Here is a 24,836-nt window from a genome sequence, read left to right as displayed (position 1 = left end):
GTTCCTTTACTTCCTTTTCATCCTGCTGCGGGGGTACGGGTGGTGGCGGGGGAGTCGTGATGCGCCCGGGTACGGCAGTCGCCGAAGCTCGTGCGGAGCCTGGCGAGCAGCTCGATGAGGTGCCCGACGTCGGTGTCGGTCCAGTCGTCCAAATACCGGGCGAGTGTCTGGGTGTAGCGCTCGGCCAGCTCCGCCAGGAGCTCCCTGCCGCTCGGGGTCAGTCGCAGCAGCCGCGACCGCTTGTCCGCCGGATCGGGCTCGCGCTCGATCCAGCCGCGCTCAGCGATGTGCGCGACGTGCCGGCTGGTCACCGACATGTCGATCGCGAGCAGCTCGGCCAGCTGGCTCATCCGCATCTCGCCGTGCCGGTCGAGGAGCGTGAGCACCCCGGCCGACGCCGGCGGGCAGTCCTGGGGCAGGATCCGCCCCATCTCCCGCTTGACGGCCCCGATGGCGCTGAGTTGCCGGGCCAGCTCTTCGTACTGACTGTGAGCGGCCACCGGCTCCTCCACGCCTCTTCACCTGCGCAACCTACGCGGTTGTTTTGTTGCTTGGGGCAACCATAGGCAAAGTTGGTTGCTGAAGGCAAACGATTTGGCGCAGATGTGACTACGGGACTAGCAAAGTCTGACCCATGACTGCACCAAGAAAGCTGTTTCCGCGTGTAAAGGTGCTGGTCAATGCGATAAGCGGGCGGCCCGCCGAGGTGTGCGCGGCCTTTGTGCCGCCCTGCCCCCTCGTGCCCACCCGGAAGTTCACGCCATGTACGCGTCACGCGCCGCCCCGTAGACGACCCGCCTGCACTCCGTGACCAGGGGATATGCGCTCCGTAGGCGGGGCCGCCCCACCCTTCCGGCCCGCGCTCGCGCACGCCCGCGGAGGATACGCGCCCCAAGGGTGCCCCCACGCCCGGGGTTCGCTAGGGTCCTTGCCCATGGCGACCAACCCGCAGAACCAGGCCGAGGGCAACTACGACCCGGCGGGCAGCACGCAGATGTTCAAAGCCTTCGTCGACGAGGGCGGCACCCCGCAAGGCGGTGCCCCGCAGGGCGGCGGCCGCGCCCCCATGCCCCAGCAGGCGTCCGGCGGTCCGCGCGTCGGCCTGATCGTCGGCGTGATCGTCGCCCTCGTGGTGATCGCCGGCGCGGCCTGGCTGGCGCTGGGCTGACGACCCGACGGGCGGCGGGAGTTCGCCCGAAGGCCACCGTCCGCCGAGGCCCGGCGACCCGCCGGACCCCGCCCGGCACCCCGCCGCGGGCGCAGCCCCGCCCGGTGCTCAAGCTCACCGGGCGGGACCGATCTCCCTCACCGTGTGGGCGGACCCGCCACGGCACCCTTCAGGGGAGCGCCCGGGACGCTCCCCGCAGGACGGACCGGAGCCGCGAACCGAGCCCGTCGGCTCGGCCGGAACGGCCGCTGCCCCTACGTTCAGGGGCGTGCCCGGTCGGGGGAAGCCGCAGGCGGTCGAGCCGGGCGGCCGAAAGCCGCGCCACACCTCGACCCGCCCACCCTGCTCTACCTGGGCGACGGGCGGAGAGCCGCCCCTTCCGTCTCCGCCCCTTCATCGGCGTCATCGGAGTCGAGCCCGTTGCCGTCTTCCTCTTCCTCCGCCTCCTCCATCAGCAGCAGGCGAGCGCCCCGACTCTCCGACACCCGGTGCACTTTGGCCAGCCGGTCGTTCAACTCGACGGCCAGCAGATGGATTTCGCCCGGTGTCCACGTCCGGTCGGCCAGAATGCGGTAGGCGTCCTCGATGAGTTCGGCAGCCGAGGTCATCTGCTCCGCCTCGACCCGGTCGGCGAGCCGGGAGACGTAACCGGTCCCGTCGCCGCGCAGGAGATAGCACGGCTTCCCGTCCCAACTGGTCCACGGCAACAGCCGCGCACCGTCGATGGCGTTCACCGCGCCGCCACCTCCACCCCGTGCAGCCGACGCGGTCCGACGTCGACACCGTGCACCGCCAGCCACAAGTCCCGCCGCCGACCTCGCTGCACGCGTCGTTCCCGCCGTGCGGTGGGCCGCGCGCCGGCCGCCCGGTGACAGCCGTGGGCGGGCAGTAACAGGCCCAGCAGAATTTCGAAGATCGTTCGGATAGTGTGCAGCACTGTCGTCAACCTCCTGAGGGTTGAGGGCCACGCCCCGGGCCGTCAGTAGCGGTCACCATTCCCGCGAGCGCCCGGGCCGTTCGCCGCAGAGTCAGCCGCAAGGCCACCCTCCTTGAACTCTCCGTAGCGCAGCCGCTACCAACTGCATTCAGCGTGGCCTACAGTCAGAGAGTCCTCAACTTGCGCGACATGGGTGGAGAGTTGGTGACCCGGATGGTGAACCGGAAGAACGTGGAGTCAGACGACTCGCCCGGTGGCCGCTTCGCACGGCGTTTACGCGGCCTGAGAGACGAGCGTGGGTGGACGCAGGAAGAGTTGGCGGCGCGCATGGGATTTTCCCCGACGCACATTTCCGCCGTAGAAACTGGGCGTCGCCCTCCAACTCCTCGTTTCGCGGCGAGTGCCGACAAGGTGTTCGGCACGGGTGATCGGCTGGAACGCCAGGGGCGTGCCGTATGGGCCAGCGCGATACTGGAAGGGTTCGACGACTTCGTGCCGCTTGAGGCACAGGCGACGGAGATCAGACTCTTCGAGCTGGGCATCATCCCTGGACTGCTGCAGGTCCCCAACTACGCTGCCGCCATCACGGCCGGCGCTGTCCGCCGTGGTGCGATCACGGAGCAGCAAGCAGAAGAACGGTTGTCTCTCCTCGCGAAGCGGCGGGCTTCCCTGGAGCGGACTCCGCCACCGATGGTCTTCGTCGTCCTGGACGAGAGCTGTGTCAGGCGGCCGGTCGGCGGACCTCAGGTCATGGCGGAGCAGCTGGACCGGCTCCTTGCGTTCGCCGAGTCGCCTTCCACGGTCTTCCAGGTGGCCCCGTACGACCTTGGCGAGCGGCGGGCGTTCGACCTACCCGTTACGCTGCTCACCCTCCCCGACCGGGCTCATATCGCCTATGCCGAGTCGTCGCAGCAAGGGCGATTGGAGCGCGATATGAGATTCGTACAGCCCCACCTGACGGCCTACCATCAGCTGCAGGCCGAAGCCTGCTCGCAGGTGGACTCTGTGGCCTTGATCAAACAGTTGCGAAGGGGCACACCGTGACGACCGAATCCCCCCATTGGGTCAAGAGCAGCTACAGCAGCAATGGCGGCCAGTGCATCGAGGTCGCCACCAACCTCGCGCCCTCGCACGGCGTCGTCCCGGTCCGGGACAGCAAGGCCGTGGAGGGTCCGGTCCTCTCTTTTCCGGCTACCTCCTTCTCCTCCTTCATCGTGGCAGTCAAAGGCAACACGCTTTCCCGCTGACTCTGTTGCGTTGAGTGAGTAGCAGAACGGCCCCCGACCGGGGGCCGTTGTCGTACCCGTGCCGTGCGGGCCGCTCCCGTCACCCCTCGCCGTCGGCGGCCGCCCTGATGGCCGCGATGTCCAGCTTCTTCATGCCCATCACGGCCTGCATCGCGCGGGCGGCGCGGGCCCGGTCGGGGTCGTTCAGGATGTCGGCCATCCCGTCCGGAACGACCTGCCAGGACAGCCCGTACTTGTCCTTGAGCCAGCCGCAGGGGCCCTCCTCGCCGCCCTCGGAGAGCTTGGCCCAGTAGTGGTCGATCTCCTCCTGGTCGGCGCAGGTGACGGCGAAGGAGATGGCCTCGTCGAAGGTGAACTGCGGTCCGCCGTTGAGCGCGGTGAACTCCCGGCCGTCCAGTTCGAACTCGACGGTCAGCACCGTGCCGGGCGTACCCGGACTGCCCTCCGTGTAGTGCGTGACGTTCTTGATCTTCGAGTTCGGGAAGACCGAGCAGTAGAACTCGGCGGCCTCCAAGCCCTGGGTGTCGAACCAGAGGTTGGGGATGATCTTCGGCATGACGCGCTCCTGGTGGTGGGGCCGGGTGGTAGGACGGTCGTGGTCGGTGGATCCGTGGCCCGGGGGCCGTCATCTGTATCGACCGCCGAGCGGCACCGGACTCATCGCCATTCGGGTGGGGAATCCTGCCTGGTGCTGCGACCGGGATGGTTCACCGTGATCGGAAGGCGGCTCGCGGGACGAGCGCACGCGAAACGGCTGGTATTACTGGGGCATGCAGGAAGAGATTGCACGCTCCGCGATCGACACGTTCATCTCCGCGTTCAATGCCTCGAGCGACAGCTATGTGACTGCCCTGCTCTCCCAGGCTCTGACCTCAGACGTGGTCTTCTGGGGGCCGTTGGGCCGCAGCGAAGGAATCGCGGCGGTCGAGCGGTTCGTGCTGGACATCCGGCGCCACCCGGCGGGGACCGGCACGATGGTGCGCTGCTCGGCGGTGGACATGCCTGGCGAGTGGGCCCGGTACCAGTGGGTCTTCACCACGCCGGATGGAGGTCCCCGCCTGGCGGGAACGGACGTCGTCCATCTGCGGCGGAGCCTCATCGACCAGGTCATCGTCTTTGCGGGGGAGATCGAACCGTCCGCCTCCTGAGTCATCCTTCTGTCGCTGGCCTGCGTGCGCAGTCGCCGGTTCGTCCTCGAAGGCAAGCCGGTGCTGCCGGCCACGAGTTTCCTTCCCGCCGCTCTGGTGGCCGGATCGGCGGTCACCAGAGAAGACACCAGTGCCGGTGGCATATACGCGCGCCTGACGGAACTGGGCTACGGGCCCATCCACTTCCGGGAGGAGGTCCGCTGCCGGATGCCGTCCCGGGACGAGGCGAACCGGCTCAGCCCCACCATGGGCACGCCCGTGTTCGTCATCGTCCGCACCGCCTTCGCGGACGGCGGCCGCCCTGTCGAAGTCAACGAGATGATCCTGAACTCGGCCGCGTACGTACTCGAATATGACATCGAGGCATGACGGAGACAGTGGCCGACCGAGGATCCGGTGATCCGCAAGGTGCCGTGGCGGACTTCCCGCGGCCGCCCGCAGTGCCGACTCCCCCTCGCGATTCGGCCGGAATTCGCCGTTGACTACCGCCCTGTCATTTCCACGTGAACGACACGTCCTTGGTGTCCAGGTGCATCCCCAGCGGTACCCGCCAGGCGTCCACGCAGACCCGCCAGGTGCCGGTTGCCGGTTTGCCGGGGGCGAGGGGGAGCGGGAGCGGGTGGGTGGAGTCGAGGGTGGCCCAGTCGATGCCGAGGGCGCCGATGACGTGGCTGCCGAAGGTGACGGTGCCGGTGGTGACCGGGTGGTCGCCGGTGTTGAGGAAGTCGATGGTGAGGCGCTGGCACCAGCGGACGTCGGTGTCCGCGAGGACGGGTTTGCCGACCACCAGACCGGACGGGGCGTTCGGGCCGGGCGGGATGGTGGGCGAGGGCGGCTCGGGCGCGGGAGAACCGCTGGGCTGCGGGGCGGGGGAACCGCTTGGCGGGGACGGGGCGTTGGAGCCGGGAGCGTCGCCGTTGCCGTGGCCCGCGGGTGGTGCCGCGGGGGACCCGGGCGGGGCGGACGGTGGGGTGCCGGAGGTGCCAGGGGCGCCAGGGGCGCCAGAGGTGGCGGACGGGGCGTTGGCCGTCGTGCCCGGCAAGGGGCCAGGGGAGCCGGTGGGGCCGGTGTCGTCGCCGTCCAGGGGCGTCAGTTGAACGCCGCCCGGTGGGGGTGCGGGCTTCGTCCGTGCGGTGCCATCGGAGGGGCCTGCCGCGCCTACAGCGGCGTAGCCCGTGCCGGCCGCGGTGCCGCAGCCGGTGAGGAGGGCGCCCAGGCAGAGTGCGGCCGCCGAGGCGGCGGCGACGTGGGCGGCAGACGTGGTGCGTCGCATCGTGCGGACACCTCCCAGCGGTGGCTGGGCGACAGTGTCGCTGACGAAGCGTCAGGTGTGAAGGGGAAAGGGGGAAGAGAGGGGAGAGGGGTGCGCGGAAGTGCGGTGCCGTCTCCTCTTGCTGTCCGCCGAGCGACCCCGATGGGCTGTCGCCGTTGCCCCTCGGCGGACCGTTCCTCAGTCCGAGATCAGCCCTTCCCGGAGTTGTGCCAGCGTGCGGGTGAGCAGCCGGGAGACGTGCATCTGGGAGATGCCGACCTCTTCGCCGATCTGCGACTGCGTCATGTTCGCGAAGAACCGCAGCATGATGATCTGGCGCTCCCGGGGCGGGAGTTTGGCCAGCAGCGGCTTGAGGGACTCGCGGTACTCGACGCCCTCCAGCGCGGTGTCCTCGTAGCCGAGGCGGTCCGCGAGGGAGCCCTCGCCGCCGTCGTCCTCCGGGGAGGGGGAGTCGAGCGAGGAGGCGGTGTAGGCGTTGCCCACCGCCAGGCCGTCGACGACGTCCTCCTCCGACACCCCGAGGCACAGGGCGAGTTCGGGAACGGTCGGCGAGCGGTCCAGCTTCTGGGAGAGCTCGTCGCTGGCCTTGGTGAGGGCGAGACGGAGCTCCTGGAGGCGCCGCGGGACGCGCACGGACCAGGACGTGTCACGGAAGAAGCGCTTGATCTCGCCGACCACGGTCGGCATCGCGAACGTCGGGAATTCCACCCCGCGTTCGCAGTCGAAACGGTCGATCGCCTTGATCAGGCCGATGGTGCCGACCTGGACGATGTCCTCCATCGGCTCGTTGCGGCTGCGGAAGCGCGCGGCCGCGTAACGCACGAGCGGGAGGTTGAGTTCGATGAGCGTGTCGCGCACGTACGCGCGCTCGGCGGAGTCCTTGTCGAGCGTGGCGAGCCGCAGGAACAGGGACCGGGAGAGCGAGCGGGTGTTGATGGCGTCGACGTCGTCATGCACGTGTGGTGCCGGCGCGGGAACTGCGGAAAGCACCTTTGAGCTGCCCAGTTCTACGGACATGCCACCCCCTTGAGGTCGCGGACGGGTCGCTGCGGCATCCCCGGCCCAGGGCGGACCGAGGAGTTGTGCCTCCACCTGAATACCGGAGGCAGCACCACGGCAAACGCGGTTCCTGCAGAATGTCACATGTCGGCAACACGCTGTAGCGTCTTGTCGACATATCTGTGCAGGAACGGGTCGCCCGTGCCGGTTAGGCGTCGATCCTGTTTGCGGATCGCAGGCGGGCGAAGCTCCGCGACAGTAGCCGGGACACGTGCATCTGCGAAACCCCGAGCTCCGCACTGATCTGGGACTGCGTCAGATTGCTGTAGTAACGCAGCAGAAGGATGCGCTGCTCACGCTCCGGAAGCTGGACGAGGAGGTGCCGTACGAGGTCCCGGTGCTCGACGCCGGCCAGTTCGGGATCCTCGTAGCCGAGGCGGTCCAGCAGGCCCGGCAGGCCGTCGCCCTCCTGGGCGGCCTCCAGGGATGTGGCGTGATACGAACGGCCCGCCTCCAGGCAGGCCAGCACCTCGTCCTCGCCGATCTTCAGCCGCTCGGCGATCTCCGCGGTGGTGGGGGAGCGGCCGTGCAGCACGGTGAGGTCCTCGGTGGCGCCGTTGACCTGCACCCACAGCTCGTGGAGGCGGCGCGGGACGTGGACGGTGCGGACGTTGTCGCGGAAGTAGCGCTTGATCTCGCCGACCACGGTCGGCATCGCGAAGGTGGGGAACTGCACGCCGCGGTCCGGGTCGAACCGGTCGATGGCGTTGATCAGGCCGATGGTGCCGACCTGGATCACGTCCTCCATCGGCTCGTTGCGGCTGCGGAAGCGGGCCGCTGCGTAGCGGACCAGCGGGAGGTTGGCCTCGATCAGTGCGGCACGGACGCGGGCGTGCTCGGGGGTGCCGGGTTCCAGGTCCACCAGCTCGGCGAAGAGCACCTGCGTCAGCGCCCGGGTGTCCGCGCTACGGCTCTCGCGGGCCGGAGCCTTGGGCACAGTACGGGCCGTCACGGTCACGCCACCCTTCACAGTGCATATATCGCAGCATGTATCGCGTATCGCATGTATCCGGCAAAAGCGGTCATAGCATCACAAGACATGTGCACTGTGTGCAAGCACCCCATAACGCCGTGTTGAAGAGAGAGTTGGCGTCGCGAGCGGGTTGCGGGCGAGGGGGATGCGGTGGTCGGCCCGGGTACACGGCGAAGCCCCTCGCCTACGGGGGCGAGGGGCCGGTGCGGGCGGGGCGGCGCGGACGGCGCCGAGGTGGGTCAGAACTCGTAGTCGGCGATCACCCAGGTGGCGAATTCGCGCCACTGGGCGGCAGCCGCCTGGTGGGCCGGGTGCTCGATGTACCGCTTGAGGGCGTCGGTGTCGGCGACGGCCGAGTTGATCGCGAAGTCGTAGGCGATCGGGCGGTCGGTGATGTTCCAGGCGCACTCCCAGAACGTCAGCTCCGGGATCTCCGTCTCCAGCGCGGCGAAGGCGCGGGCGCCTTCCTGTACCCGCTCCTCGTCGCGCGAGACGCCCTCGTTGAGCTTGAACAGGACCAGGTGGCGGATCACGGCGGCCTCCGTGCGGCGGGACGATGCGCAGCCGGTCCGGCGGGCCGACTGGGACCTAGCTGACCAGCTGGGTCATGAACTGGCCGACGCTCTGAGCGGCGGTCGAGATGCCCTCGAAGCCTATCTGGACCAGCCCGGCTGCCCGCTTGGGGGTGGCGATGATCGTCCAGAGCACGAAGATGGCGATCAGGTACAACGCGACTCTCTTCGCCGTCGCCATCAGTTCCGCTCCCCTACGGCAGATCCCTACGCCTCTGCGGCGTCCCCCGCGGACCCCTGGTCCCCGTGGCCGCCCCGGTTGCCGGTGCGGTCGGGCGAGTGTAACCACAGGTGTTCGACCGGGGCAGGCGGACCGGGCCGTCCGACCCTGCCCTTCACGCGGGCCTTATGGACCAAAGGCCCGCCAAGGAGGGCCCTTTGTCCGGCTGTTGGGGCGGTCCGCGGGCGGCAGTATGGAGGCACGGGCCGCGGCGGATCTGGCAGGAATCCGCGGGCCCCGGGACCAGTGCCCCACTGCGGGGTCCGGGTCGCGCGGTCCCTCACGGCGCGGCGCGGACATCGGGGCCCGGTCCTCATCGGGGGAGGCGGTTCAACCCCCTGGCCCGCCTCCCCCGGCCAACGCCCCCCTCGCCCCGCTCCGCGCGCCGGGCGCGCGCACCGGTCCGGGCCGTCCTCCGGCAACCTCAGGACCGTTCTTCTCGTCCCTCTCCCCGTAAGGCATCCCCGTACGCCGGCCATTCCGTCATGTACGCGACAATCGCCGGTACGGAGCGCGGGGCGCCCGCGGCGGCCCACCGCCGTGGACGGGCCCGCGCGGGACGACGAGAGGAAAACGGGGCTCCGACGATGAAGATCGACTGGGACCGGCGCACCTGCGCGCGGCGCGGGCACATCACCTATCTCCCGCACGAGGAGCACCTCCAGGCGAGACTGCACGCCGGCACCGCCCTGGGCACGGCCTGGCGCTGCCTGCGCTGCGGGGACTTCGTGCTGGGCGAGCCGCACGGCTCCGGGCCGGCCTGCGACGCCCCCCTGGTGCCGCGCGGCAAGGCGCTGCGGGATGTGTTCATCCTGCGGTTCCTGGCCGTGGAACGGGCGCTGCGCGGGCTGTTCGTCGTGCTGGCGGCGCTCGCGGTGTGGCAGTTCAGCAACCAGCAGGACGCGGTCCGCCAGTTCTTCGACAAGAACCTGGACGTGGTCCGCCCGATCGCGGTCCACTTCCACTACGACCTGGACCACTCCCCGGTCGTCGACACCATCAGGAAGACCTTCGGCTACAAGCACTCCACCCTGATGCTGGTGGCCGGGCTCCTGCTGACGTACGCCCTGGTGGAGATCGTCGAGGGCGTTGGCCTGTGGTGGGGCAAGCGCTGGGCGGAGTACCTGGCGGTGGTGGCCACCTCCGCGTTCCTGCCGCTGGAGATCTACGAACTGACCGAGAAGGTCAGCTGGATCAAGATCGCCACCCTGGTCATCAACATCCTCGCAGTCCTCTACATCGCCTTCGGCAAGCGGCTGTTCGGCCTGCGGGGCGGCCGCGCGGCCTTCGAGGAGGAGCGGCACAGCGCCTCCCTGCTGGAGGTCGAGACGTCCGCCGGGATGCCCGCACCTGCCCATAATGGCTGAACGCACCGTACGAGGGGGAAAGCAACCCATGCGACCCAAGCTCACCAACTCCGCGCGCCGGCAGTCCGGTTCGCCGCACACACCCGCCCGCCGGACCGCGGCGCGCCGCCCGATGGCCGTGCTGGCGCTGCTGTTCGGCCTGCTGGCCGTCGCGGCCGGTCCGGCGGTCGCCGCCGGGTCGGCCGACGCCGCCGCGGCCCACCCGGCCGCCGTGGCCGCCCCGCAGGCCGGGCCGGGCGCGCGGACGGCCGACGCCGCCGAGCGCGTCGAGGCGGCCCCCGCGGCCGCCATGAAGTGGCGGCACAGCACGCACAGCAGCTACCACCATGTCGCGCACCAGGCGTCCTTCACGTCCCACGACAAGCCGAAGAAAAAGAAGATGGGCTTCTTCAAGAAGCTCGGCGTCTTCCTGATCGTGATCATCGTGGTCATCATCGTCATCGTGATCCTGCTGATCTGGCTGATCGTGCACTTCATCCGGAAGGCTTTCCGCCGCCGGGACTGAACGATCGCGTCAGTCCTTCCGCGCCGACCGCGCACCGCGGGGGCGGCCGGAGTCCGTAACGGGCTCCGGTCGCCCCCGTTTTCGTTTTCCGTTCGGGCGTTTTCGAGAATTCCCGGGTGACCGGAAAGGGCTTGTCGGCGGCCCGCGGCCGGTTCGCGCGCTTGTGGCGGCGAGGGCTTCTGTGCACACCCCGAAGGTTTGAGGAAGGTGCAGGTCAGCGGCGTAAATAAAGCGTCATCAAATCCATCACATCATCGTACTAATGGGGAATCGAGTCATTTCATAGGTTTTTCTTGACGGGGATTGCCGTGGTCCGCGGCAATGGTTGTCGAGTGCTCACCCCGAGCGATGGCGGGTGTGACTCATGGGGCAATTGAGAAATCCACGGAAAGGGGAATCCGCATGGCCGAGGAAGACGAACTGTTCGAGGAGATGGCCATTCCGGAGTCGGAGACGGCTTTCGCCGGCCACAGCTGCCTTTGTTTCGTCACCGAATACGACGACTCGGAGTCGGCGGAGTAACGAGAAAACGTGCCTCCCGGCCGGTGCGACCGACCGGCCGGGAGGCACGTCCGCGCCCCACCCCACGGCTCCCCGAAGGCGGACAGCATTGGACACCCCCCGGCCCGCTCCCCGGCCCCCCTCCCCGCTCACCCTCCGCCGCGACGTCCGGCTCGTCGCCCGCGACGCGCACCTCTACGTCTGCGCGAGCACCGGCACCCTCCGGGTCCCCGTCCGCCTGCCCGGCGACGACGCGGACCACGGAACGGTCGCCCTCGACGCGGTGCCCGAGCGGGTGGCCGAGGGGCTGCGCGCCCGCGGCCTGGCCCACCCCGGGGACGGGCGGCTGCCGCACCCGCTCTACGGGGACGGCGCGGACCGCGGCCGCCGGCCGGTCGCGGTCGCCGGGGACGGCCCGCTGGCCACCGAGGTGGCCGACCTCCTCACCCGGGCCGGGATGCGGACCGTACCGGCCGACGACGCCGACCAACCCGGCGCCGCGGTACTACCGTTGAGCCTGCCCGAGGACCAACTCCGGCGCTGGACCGGCCTGGTCCTCGACCGGGGGACGCCCCTCGTGACGTACCTGAGCACCCCGACGCGGCTGCTGCTCGCCACCCTCGCCCCGCCGCGCACACCCTGCCCGGTCTGCCTCGTGCGGCGGATCCGGGCCAACCACACCTGGCAGCCGGTGGCCGGGCTGCCGCTGGACCGGCTGCTGGGCGCGGCGGAGAGCGAGGCGTGGCCGACCACCGCCGTCGCGGCCGGGGCGGTGGCCCACGCGGTGCTCACCGCACTCGCCGCCCCCGAGGCGCCCACCGGACCCGCGGAACTGACCGAACTCGACCACGCCACCTGGGAACGCACCGGGCACACCCTGTTCCACACCCCTGGCTGCCCCGCGTGCGGCACCGCCGCCGTACCGCCCGAACGCGACGAGACGGCCGCCGTGGACGCCGGGGAGAGCTGGCGGCTGATGCGCGGCGCGGTCGACCCGCTGACCGGGCTGGTGCCCGAACTGCGGGTGGACGCGGCGGCCGGCCCGGAGGGCGGCACCACCTACGCGCGGACCGCCGGGATGATCACCACCACGTGGTTCTCCCCGGTGGCGGCCGAGGCCCGCGGCGGGGCGGTGAAGAGCGACCCGGTCAACGCCCGGGTCTGCGCGGTGGGCGAGACCCTGGAGCGGTACGCGGCCGGGGTGTACGACCCCGACCGGTTCGTCCGCGCCACCCTCGCCGAACTCGGCGACACCGCGATCGACCCGCGCGACCTCCCGCTGGGCTCCGCCGGGGAGTACGCCGCACAGCGCCGTTACGCGCCCTTCGACCCCGACGTGGCGATCGACTGGGTCGCGGGGACCTCCCTGACCACCGGCCGCCCGCGGTACGTCCCCGCCTGCGCGGTCCACCTGCCCTACCGCTTCCCGCCCGCCCACAAGCCGTGGTTCGACCCGATCTCCACCGGGCTGGCGGCCGGCGGCTCCTACCACCACGCCGTCCTCGGCGGCCTGATGGAGAGCGTCGAACGCGACGCCACCCTGGTCTTCTGGGAGAACCGGCTCACCCTGCCCAGCCTCGACCTGACCGGACTCCCCGACGGGCCCGCGCGGCGCATCGTCGACCGGATCACCGCCGAGGGCGCGACCGTCACCTGCAAGGACCTCACCACCGACCTGGGCATCCCGGCCGTCGCCGTGCGCTTCGCCGAGGGCACCGCCGAACGGCCGGTCGTGGTCCACGCCGCCCGCGCCGACCTCGACCCGCACACCGCGCTGCTGGGCGCGCTGGAGGAGGCGTGCCTGTGCCGGACCGGCGCCGGCATCTGGCTCGAAGAAGGTGAAGTCCCGCCCGCCGACGCCGCGTTGAGCAGCCTCAGCGAGTTCTGCCTCTACTACTGCGCGCCGGAGCGGCAGCAGCACCTCGCCTTCTGGGCGGACGGCCCACGGCACCCGCTGCCCGCGCCCCGGCCGGCCGGCAGCCTCCAGGACGACGTCGCCGAGGCGGTCCGCCGGCTCGCCGCCCGCGGCCACGAGGCGATCGCCGTCGACCTCACCCCCATCGACGTGGCCGAATGCGGTGTCAGCGTGGTCCGCACGGTGGTCCCGGGCCTGTGCCCGCTCACCCTCCGCAGCGACTTCCACCGGCGCGGCGGCCCCCGGGTCCGCCACGCCCCGGTCGCGATGGGCGTCCGCGCCACCGCCCTGACGGAGGACCAACTCAACCCGTGGCCGCTGCCGTTCCTGTGACGCCCGCCGACCGCCACCCCTCGACCACCGACGACCTGCCGGAGGGCGCGAACCACCCCATGGACGACACCGACACCGACACCGGCACCGGCACCGACACCGGCACCACGGCCCGCGGCGCCCCGAGCCCGCCGAACGGCGCCCCCGACCGCGACACCTGCCACTACCGCCGCAACCCCGACCTGCTGCTGGAGTGGGCGGACGGCGGCGGCCCGGTCCTCGTCGACTGCGGCAGCCGGCGGAAGTTCGCCGCCAAGCCGGTCCTCGTCGACCTCCTCAACCAGCTCGACCGCCCGCACACCACGGACCAACTCCAGGACCGCTGGCGGGAGTCCGCCCCCGGCCGCGACGTCCGCAAGCTGCTTGCCCGGCTCGCCGCGGCCGGCATCGTCCAGCGCTGCGGCCCGCACCCGCCGGACACCGCGGAGGGCGACACGAGGGACCCCGGCGCCGGCTGGACCCCGTACGAGCGCGCCGTGCACGCCCGGTCGGCCCTCGGCCCGGACGCCGGTGCCGGCCGGGGCACCCCGCCGCCGGCCCGCCTCCGCCACCCCGAGGCCGACGCGGTCACCGCCCTCCCGGACGGGGCCGACACCCCCAGCCGCCCGCTGGCCGACGTCCTGGCCGCGCGCCGCAGCGTCCGCGGCTACGCCCCCGGCCCCGTGCCGCTGCCGCTGCTCGGCGCCCTGCTGGCCCGCGCCGCCCGGGTCCGCGGCCACCTGGCGCCACGGGCGTACCAGCAGACCCAGCGCCCGGCGCCCTCCGGCGGCGCCCGCCACAGCCTGGAGATCTACCTGCTGGCCCGGTCCGTCGAGGGCCTGACCGCCGGTGCCCACCACTACGACCCGTTCGGCCACACCCTGCACCGGCTCGCCCCCTGGACCGACGAACTGGCCGCCTTCCAGCGGCGCACCGTCACCGACCCCGCGCTGCTGGACTCCGCGCCCCCGGCCAGCCTCTGCCTGGTCTCCGTGGCGGCCCGCACCACCTGGAAGTACGAGGGCATGGCCCTCAGCCTCATCTACCGCGACACCGGCTGCCTGATGCAGACCCTCTCCCTGACCGCCGCCGACCTGGGCCTGGCCTCCTGCCTCACCGGCTCCATGGAGGCGCCCCTCACCGCCCCCTTCCTCCACCCGTCCCTCCGCGCCCACCTCAGCCACGTGGGCAACATGGCCCTCGGCCTCCCCACGAGCCCTCTGGCGGCCCCGGAGGTCACGCCCCTCGCCCCCTGACGCCCAGTGAGCTGCCAGGCGCCATAGGAATCCCCTATGGCGCCTGCTGGAATTTCGTCTTTGCCCCGCATCCTTTCCCGGATCTACCGTGAAACAGCTCGACGAGGCGGGCGCCGCAATTTCTCCGGAGATTCGCGCGCCGCGCACACCTATTCCTTTCCCGTCGAGCGGAAAATCACGCGATCGAAAGGGCCGGCGGCATGACCGCAATCGAGAACGGAACGGCAGCGCGGGAACTCGCGGGAAAGCGGGCGCTGGTCACGGGCGGCACTCGCGGAATCGGCGCGGCCGTCGTGCGCCAACTCCTGGACGCGGGCGCCGAGGTGCTCACGACCGCCAGGTCGGCGTCGGGCACCGTGCCGGAGGGGGCCGCCTTCGTGGCGGCCGACGTGCGGACGCGGGCCGGTGCGGAGGCGCTCGCCGCCGCCGCGCAGGAGACGCTCGGCGGGGTGGACATCGTCGTCCACAACGTGGGCGGGGCGCGGCCGCACAAGGGCGCCTCGGCCATTCCCGACGAGGAGTGGCAGGCGGCGCTGGACCTGAACTTCCTGTCGTCGGTGCGGCTGGACTCGCTGCTGGTGCCGGGCATGCGGGAACGGCGATCGGGGGCGGTCGTGCACGTCTCCTCGGCCGCGGTCCTCACCCCGGTAGGGCCGTTCCTGCACTACACCACGGCGAAGGCGGCACTGGAGAACTACAGCCGGGGACTGTCCCTGGAACTGGCCCCGTTCGGGATCCGGGTCAACACCGTGTCCCCCGGCCGGACCGCCACCCCCGGCGGCGAGGCGACGCGGGAGCAGTGGGCGGACCTGGCCGCGGCACCCGGCCAGACCAACGCCGCCGACACCCCACCGCTGGGGCGCGAAGGCCGGCCCGACGACATCGCCGACGCGGTGCTGTTCCTCGTCTCCGGCCGGGCCGGCTGGCTGACCGGGAGCAATCTCGTCGTGGACGGCGGCGAATTCCCCAGGGGCTGACGCCGACCGCATTCCGGAAAACCGCTTTCGAAGAAAAGAATTCTTACACGGACCTCATCACGAAGACCTCTCACAAACACCTCATCGCAACGAATTAATCGACTTGCGTCGCGGCGCATCACCGATTTTTGAAAGAAAAGAAGAAGGAGTCCTGGCATGGGCAGGTACAGCGGCAAGAACGCAGTGATCACCGGCGGCGGCAGCGGCATAGGGCTCGCGATCGCGGAACTGCTGGTGGACGGCGGGGCCCGGGTGATGATCACCGGCCGTTCCCAGACCACGCTCGACGCCGCGCGGGAGCGGCTCGGCAAGAACGCGGTGGCCGTCCGGGGCGATGTGGCCGCACTGTCCGACCTGGACGCGCTGGCCGACCGCGTGAAGGGCGAACTCGGCACGGTCGACGCCCTGTTCGTCAACGCCGGCATCGCCACCCTCACGCCCTTCGAGACGACGACCGAGGAGGCGTACGACGAGCTGTTCGCGATCAACGTCAAGGGCGCCTACTTCACCGTGCAGAAGCTCGCCCCGCTGCTGAGCACGGGCGCCGGGGTCGTCCTCACCACCTCGGTCGCGAACGTCGTCGGCCTGCCGGAGACCAGTGTCTACGCGGCCGGGAAAGCGGCGCTGCGCTCGATGGCCCGCAGCTTCTCCCGCGAGCTGCTTTCGCGCGAGATCCGGGTCAACGCGGTCAGCCCCGGCCCCATCGACACGGGAGTACTGGAGAACGCGATGACCAAGGAGGCCGCCGAGGAGTTCAAGGCGCAGATGGTCGCGGACAATCCCATGCGGCGTTTCGGCACGCCCGACGAGATCGCCGGGGCGGCCGCGTTCCTTGCCTTCGAAGCCACGTACACCGCCGGCGCCGAGCTCGTCGTGGACGGCGGCACCACCCAGCTCTGAGCGTGCCCCGCCGCTCCGCCGCGGGCTCGTACGGCCCGCGGAACGCCCCCTTCGGCAGCAGGAGTTCAGCGGCGCCCGCCCCCTCCCGCCCTCAGGTCACCGGCGAGAGGGCAGCGGACTCGGACCAGTTCTCCTGACGCAGGAGTTCGAGCAGGGCCGTCTCCGCCGGGCCCGCGCTGTGCCGGACCACGGCGATGACGGGCTGGGACACGGCCGGGAACACCGGGCGCACGAGGTGCTCGTAGCCGGGGGGCACCGCGGAGGCCGGGACGAGCGTCACCCCCAGCCCGTGGGCGGCCCAGCGCACGGCCGTCGCCGTCTGGGACACACGGGCGGCCGTGGTCGGGGGCAGGTCGTTGTTCCGCAGGACGTCCAGCAGCACGCCGTCCAGCGCGCTGTCGCGGTCGAACCTCACCCACGGCTCCCCCGCCAGCTCGCCCAGCTCGACCCGGTCCGCGGCGAGCTGCCGGTGCCCGGCGCCCAGCACCACGACGAACTCCTCGTAGCCGAGGCGGTGGGCGTCGGCGGGGGTCCGCTCGCACGCCGCCATCAGCGCGAGGTCCAGCGCGCCCCGGCGCGCCAGCCGGTCCAGCTCGGCGGAGCTCGGCTCCTCGAAGACGGTGACCTCAAGCCGCGGGAAGCGGCGGCGCAGCGCGCCCAGCGCGCCCGGCAGCTGCCGCGTGCCGAAGCCCATCTGCACCGCAACGACCAGCTCGCCCACCAACTCCTCGGCACCGGCCCGCGCCGTCGCCCGGGCCCGCCGCGCCGCGCTCACCGCGGCCTCCGCCTCCTGAAGGAACGCGCGGCCCACCACGGTGGGCACCAGCCCGGTCGGCGTACGGGCGAACAGCTCCACGCCCAGCTCCCGCTCCAGGCCGCGGATCTGCTGGGAAACCGACGGCTGAGCGACGCGCAGCAGCTCCGCCGCGGCCGTCACCGAGCCCTGTTCGGCAACGGCCAGGGCGTACTCGAACTGACGAAGGCTCATCGACTCCGGTCCCCTCCCTGCGCGGATCACGGCCCCCCGCCGTCATCGCTGTCATGCCAGCTAACCCGGCTCCGCCGACGGAGATTCCCGCGGACGACGGGCGGCACCAACTTCGTTGGGCTTCGAAGGAGATGGGGGGAGCCGGGACGGCCACCGCATCGACGCGTCACCACGCAGCACCGCGCAGCACCGCGCAGCGCCGGGGAACACCGGGGAACACCGGGGAACACCGCGCAGTGCCATGCAAAACACCCCCCTGATCCGCGTTTCCGCAGTTCAGGGGGGTGTCTCTGGCGGTAGCGGAGGGATTTGAACCCTCGGTGACTTGCGCCACACTCGCTTTCGAGGCGAGCTCCTTCGGCCGCTCGGACACGCTACCGAGAGAGAGCTTAGCCCAAAGGCCCCGTGCGTCGAAATCGGATTGCCGGGTGCGGGGCGCGCGGCGGTCAGCGGTCGCGGAAGAAGGCGGTGAGGAGGGCCGCGCAGTCCGCTTCCAGGACGCCGGTGACGACCTCGGGGCGGTGGTTGAGGCGGCGGTCGCGGACCACGTCCCAGAGGGAGCCGACGGCGCCGGCCTTGGTGTCGCGGGCGCCGTAGACGACCCGGTCGACGCGGGAGAGGACGATCGCGCCGGCGCACATCGTGCAGGGTTCGAGGGTGACGAGCAGGGTGCAGCCGCTGAGCCGCCATTCCCCGACGGCGCGGGCCGCGGCGCGCAGGGCGAGGACTTCGGCGTGTGCGGTGGGGTCGCCGGTGGCCTCGCGTTCGTTGTGGCCGGTGCCCAGGACCGTGCCGTCGGCGGACAGCACGACGGCGCCCACCGGGACGTCACCGGTCCCGGGGGCGCGGGCGGCCTCCGCCAGTGCCCGGCGCATCGGCCCGGTCCAGGGGTCGCGCAGCGGGTCGGGCGTGGGGGAGGGGAGGGGGGCGGACGGAGGGACGGTCATGCCCCCAGTGTCGGGGACGGGGCGGTGAGGTGGGGCCGGGCCCGGGGTGTGTGGGCCCGGCGGGGTCAGCGGACGGCTTCCAGGAGGTCGGAGCAGCCCAGGGCCTCGGCGATCTCGCCGAGGGCGTCGCCGTCGAGGCTCAGCAGTTCCCGCTCGCCGACGCCGACGTCCTCCAGGAGCCTGGGGTCGCCGAGCGGGCCGCGGGCCACGGGTGTCTCGGCGGCCTCCGCGCTCTCGGGGTCCTCGTCCTCCCTTTCCGGTTCGCCGTCCTCGGTGCCGTCCAGGTCGAGCAGGTCGAGGTCGTCCTCGTCGCTGTCGTCGCGCCCGAGGAGTTCGTCGGTCAGCATCGCGCCGTACGAGCTCCTGGCGGCCAGCGCGGCGTTGGAGACGAAGATCCTCGGGTCGTCCTCACCGTCGATCCGGACGACGCCGAACCAGGCGTCCTCCTGCTCGATGAGGATCACTACCGTGTCGTCGGTCGCTGCCTCTCGGGCCAGGTCGGCCAGATCGGTCAGCCTTTCCACATTGTCGAGCTCCGTATCGCTCGCTTCCCACCCGTCTTCGGTGCGCGCGAGCAGTGCGGCGAAGTACACCGTGACTCTCCCACTGGTCAGGGGCGTGCCGGGCCGGGTGGGGCGGGGCTGCACGCCGCTGCTTCCCGCCCCTCCGGAATCGTGGCAGAAACATCGCGTCCGCGCGGCGTCTTCGACGCTGCGTCGTGAGGACGTTGTGAGAGATGTCGCTCACGTGCCGGAGCGTGGGCGGCGCACGGCGGGCGCCGGGGCCCGACGGCTCGGTTAATGTCCGTGGCATGCAGATCCACGTCGTCGACCGGTCAATAACTCTATAAGACACAAAGCGCTAGAGTGGTGATATGAAGCGCACTGCGACAGCCGACGAGGGCCGCACGCTCAGGGTGCTGGCCGCGTGCCGGATCTCGAATGACGACGACAGCAGCTCATCGATCGAGCGGCAGCGCGAGAAGCTGAAGGACTGGCTGCACGCCAACCCCCACTGCACCCTCGTTCGCGTGACCGAGGATCGCTCGGTGTCCGGTGCCATCGACCTGAAGGACCGTCCGGAGCTTGGACCGTGGCTCGCCGACGACAAGCGCGACGAGTGGGACGTCGTATGGGTCAGCACGCAAGACCGCCTCGGCCGCGATGACCTTCACTTCATGGCGTTCGTCAAAGACCTGCTCGACTGGCAGAAGGGCATCTACGTCTACGACGACCCGTCGTTCGAGGTGAGCACGGAGACGGGCCGCCTGATCGCCTACGCGAAGGCCACGCAGGCCGCTGCGGAGCTGACCCGCATCCGGAAGCGTGCCCTGGACTCTCGTGACTACCTGCGCCGAAAGGGGCTGTGGGCAGGCGGGAACCTGCCCTTCGGGTACAAGCCCCTCTCGGTCGTCATTGACGGCAAGGTCCACTACAAGCTGACGCAGGACCGCGAGTATGCGCAGCTCCTACGAGAGGTGGCGCAGCGGATCGAGGGCGGCGAGAGCCTGGCGAACATCGCCCGAGACCTGAATGACCGGAAGGTCATGACGTGGCAGGACTACTTGCGAACGCTGCCGGGTCCTGAAGGACGAGAGCCCAAGGGTGCCAAGGGCCTGAAGTGGCACCCCTCCACGATTGGCCGACAGTTCCGGAAGCTGTCGTGCGTCGGGCAGATCGAGTACGTGGACAAGGCGACGGGGAAGACGCGGGTCGCGGAGTTGGACAACGGAGATCCGGTCATGTTCACCGACGGGCCGATTCTGACCCTCGCGGAGCGTGAGGCCGTATTGGGGAAGATCGATGAACGCGCCAGCAAGCCTCAGCGCGCCCGCCGCTCCGTGGCCCGTCTCAGCGGCATCGCCAGGTGCGGCCCCTGCGGACAGCGCATGACCATCAACCGGGTCACGCACAACCTGAAGAGCGGCCCCACCACGTACGAGCGATACCGCTGCGCATCGACCACTACGGCACGGCAGTGCGCCGAGCCCGCGTACATCGAGAAGAGCACCCTCGACGACATCGTTGACGACTTCCTCTTGGCCGAGCTGGGAGACAAGGAAGAGGTCCGCACGATCAGGACCAAGGGGGAGGACCACACGGCAGAGCTGGAGCAGTACCGGAGCCGGCTTGCCCGGGTGGAGAAGGAGGACGAGCAGGGCTGGTACGACGACGACCGCGAGTCCTACCTGATGAAGCGGCGCAACATCCTCGCCCGTGTCAAGGAGCTTGAGGCAAAGCCGGTGATCCCGGCGACCGTGACGTATGAGCCCACGGGACGCACCTTCAGACAGAGGTGGGAGGGCATGACCATCGAGGAGCAGCGGGAGTACCTGCTTGCTCACAACGTGGTCATCGGGGCGTGGCGGTTGGGGGCCGTCCATAAGGACCGATCCGCGTTCGTCTGGCTCGGTGACTTCGTGGAGGCGGCTCGGGCTATGGGTCTGGTCGCTTCCACGGCGACGGACACCGAGTGGGGCTTCAGACGGTGGAACGTCACGGAGCAGCAAGAGGAGGCAGCGCAGCGCTTGATCAAGGAAGCGATGCCGGACGGCGCAGAGCTGCCCTTCTGATCGCAGTGGGGGCGAGGCCCTGGAACCTCGAGGCCGCACCCTGGGACGATGATCACGGCAGCATCGAGACGTACACCCCATCACGCGGCCCGTGGCTCGGATCGCTGACATTACCCCCTCTCCTTGGTGACTTTGGGTGGTGTGCTCAAGCTCCCAGAGCAAGGAACTGGCGGGCACCACGCAACACGGTGCGGAGCCTTTGTTGCGTCGCGTGGCTGTCGAGGCGAACGTCGAGTGCCCCGGGAAGCGCGCTGCCGGCCCGCAGACCCCCGGGCAGCCGGGAGGCGTCCAGCCCGTCGCGCTGGGCGATGAGGGTGCCGAGTTCATGGCGGCTCACGGCGTCGGCTCCTGCCAGATGGTGAACGCCACGCGCGTCGCAGAACGCAAGTTCCAGCAGCGCGGCAGCCAGGTCGCCGACATGCACCGGGCAGCGGATGTCGTCGGTGAACAGGACGCCGCTCCGAGTGCCCGCCGCGAGGTCGTGCACCGCGCGGACATGCGCAGACCGCTGGTCGCCGATGATCAGCGAGGTGCGGGCGATGACGGCATCCGGATACACGAGGCGGATGCCTGTCTCCGCTGCGGCCTTCGCCGCACCGTAGGGCGTGAGCGGGTCGGGAAGGCAGGATTCGTCGTAGTGGACGCGGGCGCCGGAGAACACCGCGTCGCTGGACACATGGATCAAGCGGCTGCCGTACTGTGCCGCAGCCATCGCCAGGCGGACAGGGCCCTCAGCCGTGACCGCCCAATCGGCGTTGCCGCTCGTCGCGTTGACGACGACGCGCGGCTTCACCTCAGCCAGGGCTGCTCCGACGTGATCAGGGTCCCGCAGGTCGAGGGCGTGCCAGGTGACGTGCGAAGCCTTGCCGGGCCTGGTTGCGAAGGTCGCGGCCGTCGCGTGCCCCGCTGCTCCAGCCTGGCGGACCAGCTCAGTGCCCAGGAACCCGCTGCCGCCGACGATCAGTACTGTCATGACGCGACACGGTAGAGGACCCTGGCGCCGCTCAGACTTCGATGGGAACGACCGCAAGGACCTCCCCCGCTGGGGCGGACAGCCTGACCCGATGTGCGGCCACCACGGAAGCCACCTTGCGCCGACGCCGGTAGCCTTGAGTGGTTGGGTCGCTCCTGCGGCCGTTGTTGCAGATCAGACCCCCTGGAGGAAATTGTGCGCTTGCATGTCGTCGACCACCCGCTGGTGGCGCACAAACTCACCACTCTGCGCGACAAGCGCACCGACTCCCCGACTTTCCGGCGGCTCGCCGACGAGCTGGTCACCCTGCTCGCCTACGAGGCCACCCGTGATGTGCGCACCGAGCAGGTCGACATCGAGACGCCGGTGACGGCGACCACCGGCGTGCGGCTGTCGCACCCCCGTCCCATGGTCGTGCCGATCCTGCGGGCCGGGCTGGGCATGCTGGACGGCATGGTGCGGCTGCTGCCCACCGCCGAGGTCGGCTTCATGGGCATGGTGCGCAACGAGGAGACGTACGAGGCGCACACGTACGCCACGCGGATGCCCGACGACCTTTCGGGGCGGCAGGTGTACGTCGTCGACCCGATGCTGGCCACCGGCGGCACGCTGGTCGCGGCGATCAGGGAACTGATCAAGCGCGGTGCGGACGACGTCACCGCGATCTGCCTGCTGGCCGCGCCCGAGGGCGTCGAGGTCATGGAGCGCGAGCTGGCCGGTACGCCGGTGACGGTGGTCACCGCCGCCGTCGACGAGCGGCTGAACGAGGACCGGTACATCGTGCCGGGCCTGGGCGACGCGGGCGACCGGATGTACGGCACGGCCGGCTGAGTCGGAGGTGCCGGGGCGGGAGCGCCCCGGTGCACCGCGGGGCCCCGCACCACGGCGTGGTGCGGGGCCCCGCGGTGTTCAGCAGGTCGCGGCGACCGGCTCCTTGGCCGGGCGGGACAGCAGGGCCAGGGCCTCGGCGGCGGCCTGCGGGGCGGTGAGCTGCTGGAAGCCGCCGCCGATGATCAGGTCGAGGTCGGCGCCCGTGCGGTCGTCGGTCTTCAGCTGGGCGCCGGCGAGCTGGGTGGCCAGGACCTTCAGCGGGCCGTCGGTGGCGGCCTTGGGGCCGAGCAGTATCCCGGCCCCGGGCACCTTCTTGTCGTAGGCGGCCGGGGCGTTGCCGACCTTCCCGATCTTGAAGCCGCGCTTCTGGAGTTCGTCGGCGGTGCGCTTGGCGAGGCCGGAGCGCGGGGTGGCGTTGTAGACGTTGACGGTCAGGGCCGCCGGGGCGGGCGGCTTGGCGGCCGGCGGGGTGGCCTTGGCATGGCCGGCCGCGGCGCCGTCCGGGCAATGTCTCTTGTCCTGCGCGGCCTGGGCCGTACTGCCCCGGCCGCCGAAGACGTCGATGAGCTGCAGGGTTCCCCAGCCGACCAGCCCGAGGACACAGGCGCCGGCCACGATGCCGAGGAGGATGCGGCGACGGTGGCGGGGGCGGCGCATCCGCGGGTACCTGTCGCCTGTGACGCGGTACTTACCGCCCATTCCTGGAGGCGTCAGCATGCTCATGGCCGCAGCGTAGTGCCGGGCGTGTGCCGTGCCTACTAGATGATCAGTGCGTTGTGTGAGGGAAACCCGAGTGGGCCAATCCGGTGGCGTCCTGGCGCGCCGGTGGTTCAGGCGGTTTCCGGGCGCCAGCCGTCGAGTTCGAGCACGCGGGCGTGGAGCACCTGGCGCTGCTGGAGGGCCGCGCGGACCGCGCGGTGCAGGCCGTCCTCCAGATAGAGGTCGCCCTCCCACTTGACGACGTGGGCGAACAGGTCGCCGTAGAACGTGGAGTCCTCGGCGAGCAGCGTTTCGAGGTCGAGCTGCTGCTTGGTGGTCACCAACTGGTCGAGGCGTACCGGGCGCGGGGCGACGTCCGCCCACTGGCGGGTGCTCTCCCGGCCGTGGTCGGGGTACGGCCGCCCATTTCCGATGCGCTTGAAGATCACACGGAAAGCCTACCGGGCCGGGGGCACCGGGCGCAGCCAGGAAGCGGTGGAGCAAACACGATCAATAGCGGCAAAATTGGATCATTGGTGGGTGATGAGCTGGCTGATACGGCACGAACGGGCTATCGCTCGCCCGTCCGCCGCGGCGGACGCACGGCGCCCTGAGGTTGGCCGGATCACCACGCCCCGATGGCCGCCGGGCCCGGCTGCCAGTACGTGACCGCGGCGGTGTCCGGGTCCACGCGGACCGGAGCCGGGCCGTCCACACCGACCTGCGCGGGGGTGGTGCGCGCGGCCAGGGCGACGCCGAATTGGGACGCCTTTTCGGCCGTGCTGCCCGGAGCGCTCCGGCCGCCCGATCCGCCGGGCGTGGCGGCGGTGATCACTTCGGCGTGGGCGGTGCCGTCGGGCGGCAGCGCGACGGGGGTGCGCGGGCGGCTGTCCGGGAAGGGCGGGAGGGGGCCGGGGTGGTGGTCGCCGAAGTGCAGCAGGGGGTAGGGCTGGGTGGTGAAGGTGCAGGTCCGGTCGGAGATGTTGGTGACGGTGAGCAGCATGCGGCGGGTCCGGTGCGGCTCTGCGGCGGCGTGGAAGCGCAGCATGTCGGGCGTGCAGCCGCCCTCCTCGCGGGGGTCGGCCGAGGGGGGCGGGCCCGGGGGGACGGCGCGGGTGGCGGCGTCGGCCCGGTAGCCGGTGCCGTCGTGGCAGGCGGCGAGCGGGAGGGCGGTCGCGGCGGCCAGGGCGACGGCGGCGAGGGTCCGGGCGCGGCGGGCGGCGGTGCACCGGGGCGGGGTCGGGGGCGGAGGTGCGGGCCGGAAGGGCATGGACACGATTCTCGGGCAGGGGGAGATGTGAGGGGCAAGGGCCGGTCAGCGAACGTTGGGCGTCGATTTCCCGGTGGGTGTGGGCGTGGACGGGGTGGACGAGGTGGGGGTGGGGGGGGGGCTGTGCGCCCCGCGGCCGGTGGGAGCGCGGGACGGCCGGTCGGTGGGGACGGGCGGGGCGGAGCTGTGCGCCGGGCGGCCGGAGGGGCGGCCTGGGGAGGTTGGG

At 71.1% G+C, this 24,836-nt stretch carries 28 protein-coding genes, 1 tRNA gene and 1 pseudogene; 14 read left to right on the top strand and 16 right to left on the bottom strand.

Annotated features, from left to right (window positions below; all coding sequences use genetic code 11):
- Nucleotides 1-17: 17 nt before the first annotated feature.
- Nucleotides 18-500 (bottom strand): MarR family winged helix-turn-helix transcriptional regulator, encoded by a 483-nt coding sequence (locus tag CG747_RS42850; RefSeq protein WP_100607337.1) that lies wholly within the window; start codon nucleotides 498-500, stop codon nucleotides 18-20.
- A 434-nt stretch (nucleotides 501-934) separates the two neighbouring features.
- On the opposite strand from CG747_RS42850, the gene CG747_RS42845 reads away from it, so the two are divergent.
- Nucleotides 935-1,168 carry a hypothetical protein gene (locus CG747_RS42845; protein ID WP_100607305.1) on the top strand — a complete coding sequence of 78 codons (234 nt, stop codon included), beginning with the start codon at nucleotides 935-937 and terminating at the stop codon, nucleotides 1,166-1,168.
- 347 nt (nucleotides 1,169-1,515) lie between these two features.
- Here CG747_RS42845 and CG747_RS42840 read toward each other — a convergent pair whose 3' ends face one another.
- The gene (locus tag CG747_RS42840) at nucleotides 1,516-1,902 is read right to left on the bottom strand and encodes a hypothetical protein (protein ID WP_100607304.1); all 387 of its coding nucleotides are present in this window, start codon (nucleotides 1,900-1,902) and stop codon (nucleotides 1,516-1,518) included.
- Nucleotides 1,903-2,318: 416 nt separating this feature from the next.
- Here CG747_RS42840 and CG747_RS42830 point away from each other — a divergent pair, with 416 nt between their 5' ends.
- Together CG747_RS42830 and CG747_RS42825 are read left to right on the top strand one after the other, a co-directional pair.
- Nucleotides 2,319-3,149, top strand: coding sequence for a helix-turn-helix transcriptional regulator (locus CG747_RS42830; protein ID WP_100607336.1), 831 nt, complete (start codon nucleotides 2,319-2,321; stop codon nucleotides 3,147-3,149).
- Nucleotides 3,146-3,352, top strand: a complete 207-nt coding sequence (locus CG747_RS42825) for a DUF397 domain-containing protein (protein WP_100607302.1) — start codon at nucleotides 3,146-3,148, stop codon at nucleotides 3,350-3,352. Before CG747_RS42830 ends, CG747_RS42825 begins: the two co-directional genes overlap by 4 nt.
- A 79-nt stretch (nucleotides 3,353-3,431) precedes the next feature.
- On the opposite strand, the gene CG747_RS42820 is transcribed toward CG747_RS42825, so the two are convergent.
- Nucleotides 3,432-3,908: a VOC family protein gene (locus tag CG747_RS42820; protein WP_100607301.1), complete on the bottom strand. Its 477-nt coding sequence runs from the start codon at nucleotides 3,906-3,908 to the stop codon at nucleotides 3,432-3,434.
- 214 nt (nucleotides 3,909-4,122) lie between these two features.
- Here CG747_RS42820 and CG747_RS42815 point away from each other — a divergent pair, with 214 nt between their 5' ends.
- Together CG747_RS42815 and CG747_RS42810 are read left to right on the top strand one after the other, a co-directional pair.
- Nucleotides 4,123-4,500 carry a hypothetical protein gene (locus tag CG747_RS42815; RefSeq protein ID WP_100607300.1) on the top strand — a complete coding sequence of 126 codons (378 nt, stop codon included), beginning with the start codon at nucleotides 4,123-4,125 and terminating at the stop codon, nucleotides 4,498-4,500.
- Between the two features lie 21 nt (nucleotides 4,501-4,521).
- Nucleotides 4,522-4,869, top strand: a pseudogene (locus CG747_RS42810) (UTRA domain-containing protein); the annotation flags it as partial.
- A gap of 124 nt (nucleotides 4,870-4,993) precedes the next feature.
- On the opposite strand, the gene CG747_RS42805 reads toward CG747_RS42810, so the two are convergent.
- The 5 genes from CG747_RS42805 to CG747_RS48595 all read right to left on the bottom strand — a co-directional run bounded on the left by CG747_RS42805 (nucleotide 4,994) and on the right by CG747_RS48595 (nucleotide 8,558).
- The gene (locus CG747_RS42805) at nucleotides 4,994-5,773 is read right to left on the bottom strand and encodes a hypothetical protein (protein WP_100607298.1); all 780 of its coding nucleotides are present in this window, start codon (nucleotides 5,771-5,773) and stop codon (nucleotides 4,994-4,996) included.
- A gap of 177 nt (nucleotides 5,774-5,950) precedes the next feature.
- The gene (locus CG747_RS42800) at nucleotides 5,951-6,790 is read right to left on the bottom strand and encodes an RNA polymerase sigma factor SigF (protein ID WP_100607297.1); all 840 of its coding nucleotides are present in this window, start codon (nucleotides 6,788-6,790) and stop codon (nucleotides 5,951-5,953) included.
- A 190-nt stretch (nucleotides 6,791-6,980) separates the two neighbouring features.
- Nucleotides 6,981-7,790, bottom strand: a complete 810-nt coding sequence (locus CG747_RS42795) for an RNA polymerase sigma factor SigF (protein WP_100607296.1) — start codon at nucleotides 7,788-7,790, stop codon at nucleotides 6,981-6,983.
- A 254-nt stretch (nucleotides 7,791-8,044) separates the two neighbouring features.
- Nucleotides 8,045-8,338 carry a Dabb family protein gene (locus CG747_RS42790; RefSeq protein WP_100607295.1) on the bottom strand — a complete coding sequence of 98 codons (294 nt, stop codon included), beginning with the start codon at nucleotides 8,336-8,338 and terminating at the stop codon, nucleotides 8,045-8,047.
- Nucleotides 8,339-8,393: 55 nt separating this feature from the next.
- Entirely contained in the window at nucleotides 8,394-8,558 is a 165-nt protein-coding gene (locus tag CG747_RS48595) for a hypothetical protein (protein ID WP_180985968.1), read from the bottom strand.
- Between the two features lie 626 nt (nucleotides 8,559-9,184).
- On the opposite strand from CG747_RS48595, the gene CG747_RS42785 reads away from it, so the two are divergent.
- The 7 genes from CG747_RS42785 to CG747_RS42755 all read left to right on the top strand — a co-directional run bounded on the left by CG747_RS42785 (nucleotide 9,185) and on the right by CG747_RS42755 (nucleotide 16,330).
- Nucleotides 9,185-9,964, top strand: a complete 780-nt coding sequence (locus tag CG747_RS42785) for a DUF2127 domain-containing protein (protein WP_100607294.1) — start codon at nucleotides 9,185-9,187, stop codon at nucleotides 9,962-9,964.
- Between the two features lie 28 nt (nucleotides 9,965-9,992).
- The gene (locus CG747_RS42780) at nucleotides 9,993-10,469 is read left to right on the top strand and encodes a hypothetical protein (protein ID WP_100607293.1); all 477 of its coding nucleotides are present in this window, start codon (nucleotides 9,993-9,995) and stop codon (nucleotides 10,467-10,469) included.
- Nucleotides 10,470-10,871: 402 nt separating this feature from the next.
- Entirely contained in the window at nucleotides 10,872-10,991 is a 120-nt protein-coding gene (locus CG747_RS42775) for an azolemycin family RiPP peptide (RefSeq protein WP_100607292.1), read from the top strand.
- 88 nt (nucleotides 10,992-11,079) lie between these two features.
- Nucleotides 11,080-13,218 (top strand): TOMM precursor leader peptide-binding protein, encoded by a 2,139-nt coding sequence (locus CG747_RS42770; protein ID WP_100607291.1) that lies wholly within the window; start codon nucleotides 11,080-11,082, stop codon nucleotides 13,216-13,218.
- The gene (locus tag CG747_RS42765; protein ID WP_257981126.1) at nucleotides 13,197-14,453 is read left to right on the top strand and encodes a SagB/ThcOx family dehydrogenase; all 1,257 of its coding nucleotides are present in this window, start codon (nucleotides 13,197-13,199) and stop codon (nucleotides 14,451-14,453) included. Before CG747_RS42770 ends, CG747_RS42765 begins: the two co-directional genes overlap by 22 nt.
- A gap of 200 nt (nucleotides 14,454-14,653) precedes the next feature.
- Entirely contained in the window at nucleotides 14,654-15,430 is a 777-nt protein-coding gene (locus tag CG747_RS42760) for an SDR family oxidoreductase (RefSeq protein ID WP_100607290.1), read from the top strand.
- 156 nt (nucleotides 15,431-15,586) lie between these two features.
- The gene (locus CG747_RS42755; RefSeq protein ID WP_100607289.1) at nucleotides 15,587-16,330 is read left to right on the top strand and encodes an SDR family oxidoreductase; all 744 of its coding nucleotides are present in this window, start codon (nucleotides 15,587-15,589) and stop codon (nucleotides 16,328-16,330) included.
- 91 nt (nucleotides 16,331-16,421) lie between these two features.
- Here the strand turns inward: CG747_RS42755 and CG747_RS42750 are convergent, their stop codons facing one another.
- The 4 genes from CG747_RS42750 to CG747_RS42735 form a co-directional block, all read right to left on the bottom strand.
- Nucleotides 16,422-17,318, bottom strand: a complete 897-nt coding sequence (locus CG747_RS42750; RefSeq protein ID WP_100607288.1) for a LysR family transcriptional regulator — start codon at nucleotides 17,316-17,318, stop codon at nucleotides 16,422-16,424.
- A gap of 291 nt (nucleotides 17,319-17,609) precedes the next feature.
- A tRNA-Ser gene (locus CG747_RS42745) sits at nucleotides 17,610-17,697 on the bottom strand.
- A gap of 67 nt (nucleotides 17,698-17,764) precedes the next feature.
- Complete coding sequence (tadA, locus tag CG747_RS42740) at nucleotides 17,765-18,265, bottom strand: tRNA adenosine(34) deaminase TadA (protein WP_100607287.1); 501 nt, start codon at nucleotides 18,263-18,265, stop codon at nucleotides 17,765-17,767.
- Between the two features lie 65 nt (nucleotides 18,266-18,330).
- A complete protein-coding gene (locus CG747_RS42735) occupies nucleotides 18,331-18,858 on the bottom strand; it encodes a hypothetical protein (RefSeq protein ID WP_100607286.1) in 528 nt (175 codons plus the stop codon).
- A 281-nt stretch (nucleotides 18,859-19,139) separates the two neighbouring features.
- Here CG747_RS42735 and CG747_RS42730 point away from each other — a divergent pair, with 281 nt between their 5' ends.
- Entirely contained in the window at nucleotides 19,140-20,837 is a 1,698-nt protein-coding gene (locus CG747_RS42730; RefSeq protein ID WP_100607285.1) for a recombinase family protein, read from the top strand.
- A gap of 145 nt (nucleotides 20,838-20,982) precedes the next feature.
- Here CG747_RS42730 and CG747_RS42725 read toward each other — a convergent pair whose 3' ends face one another.
- The gene (locus CG747_RS42725; RefSeq protein WP_100607284.1) at nucleotides 20,983-21,810 is read right to left on the bottom strand and encodes a sugar nucleotide-binding protein; all 828 of its coding nucleotides are present in this window, start codon (nucleotides 21,808-21,810) and stop codon (nucleotides 20,983-20,985) included.
- A 195-nt stretch (nucleotides 21,811-22,005) separates the two neighbouring features.
- On the opposite strand from CG747_RS42725, the gene upp reads away from it, so the two are divergent.
- Complete coding sequence (upp, locus tag CG747_RS42720) at nucleotides 22,006-22,641, top strand: uracil phosphoribosyltransferase (RefSeq protein ID WP_100607283.1); 636 nt, start codon at nucleotides 22,006-22,008, stop codon at nucleotides 22,639-22,641.
- Between the two features lie 78 nt (nucleotides 22,642-22,719).
- Here the strand turns inward: upp and CG747_RS42715 are convergent, their stop codons facing one another.
- The 3 genes from CG747_RS42715 to CG747_RS42705 all read right to left on the bottom strand — a co-directional run bounded on the left by CG747_RS42715 (nucleotide 22,720) and on the right by CG747_RS42705 (nucleotide 24,610).
- Nucleotides 22,720-23,364, bottom strand: a complete 645-nt coding sequence (locus CG747_RS42715; protein ID WP_100607282.1) for a LytR C-terminal domain-containing protein — start codon at nucleotides 23,362-23,364, stop codon at nucleotides 22,720-22,722.
- A 107-nt stretch (nucleotides 23,365-23,471) separates the two neighbouring features.
- Complete coding sequence (locus tag CG747_RS42710) at nucleotides 23,472-23,789, bottom strand: type II toxin-antitoxin system VapB family antitoxin (RefSeq protein ID WP_100607281.1); 318 nt, start codon at nucleotides 23,787-23,789, stop codon at nucleotides 23,472-23,474.
- 176 nt (nucleotides 23,790-23,965) lie between these two features.
- Nucleotides 23,966-24,610 (bottom strand): DUF4232 domain-containing protein, encoded by a 645-nt coding sequence (locus tag CG747_RS42705; protein ID WP_100607280.1) that lies wholly within the window; start codon nucleotides 24,608-24,610, stop codon nucleotides 23,966-23,968.
- Nucleotides 24,611-24,836 lie beyond the last annotated feature (226 nt).

Source organism: Streptomyces sp. CB02959 (assembly GCF_002803155.1).
Classification (GTDB): domain Bacteria; phylum Actinomycetota; class Actinomycetes; order Streptomycetales; family Streptomycetaceae; genus Streptomyces.
Note: the sequence above shows the minus strand (reverse complement) of the source record. Positions and strands in the feature narration are given on the sequence as shown.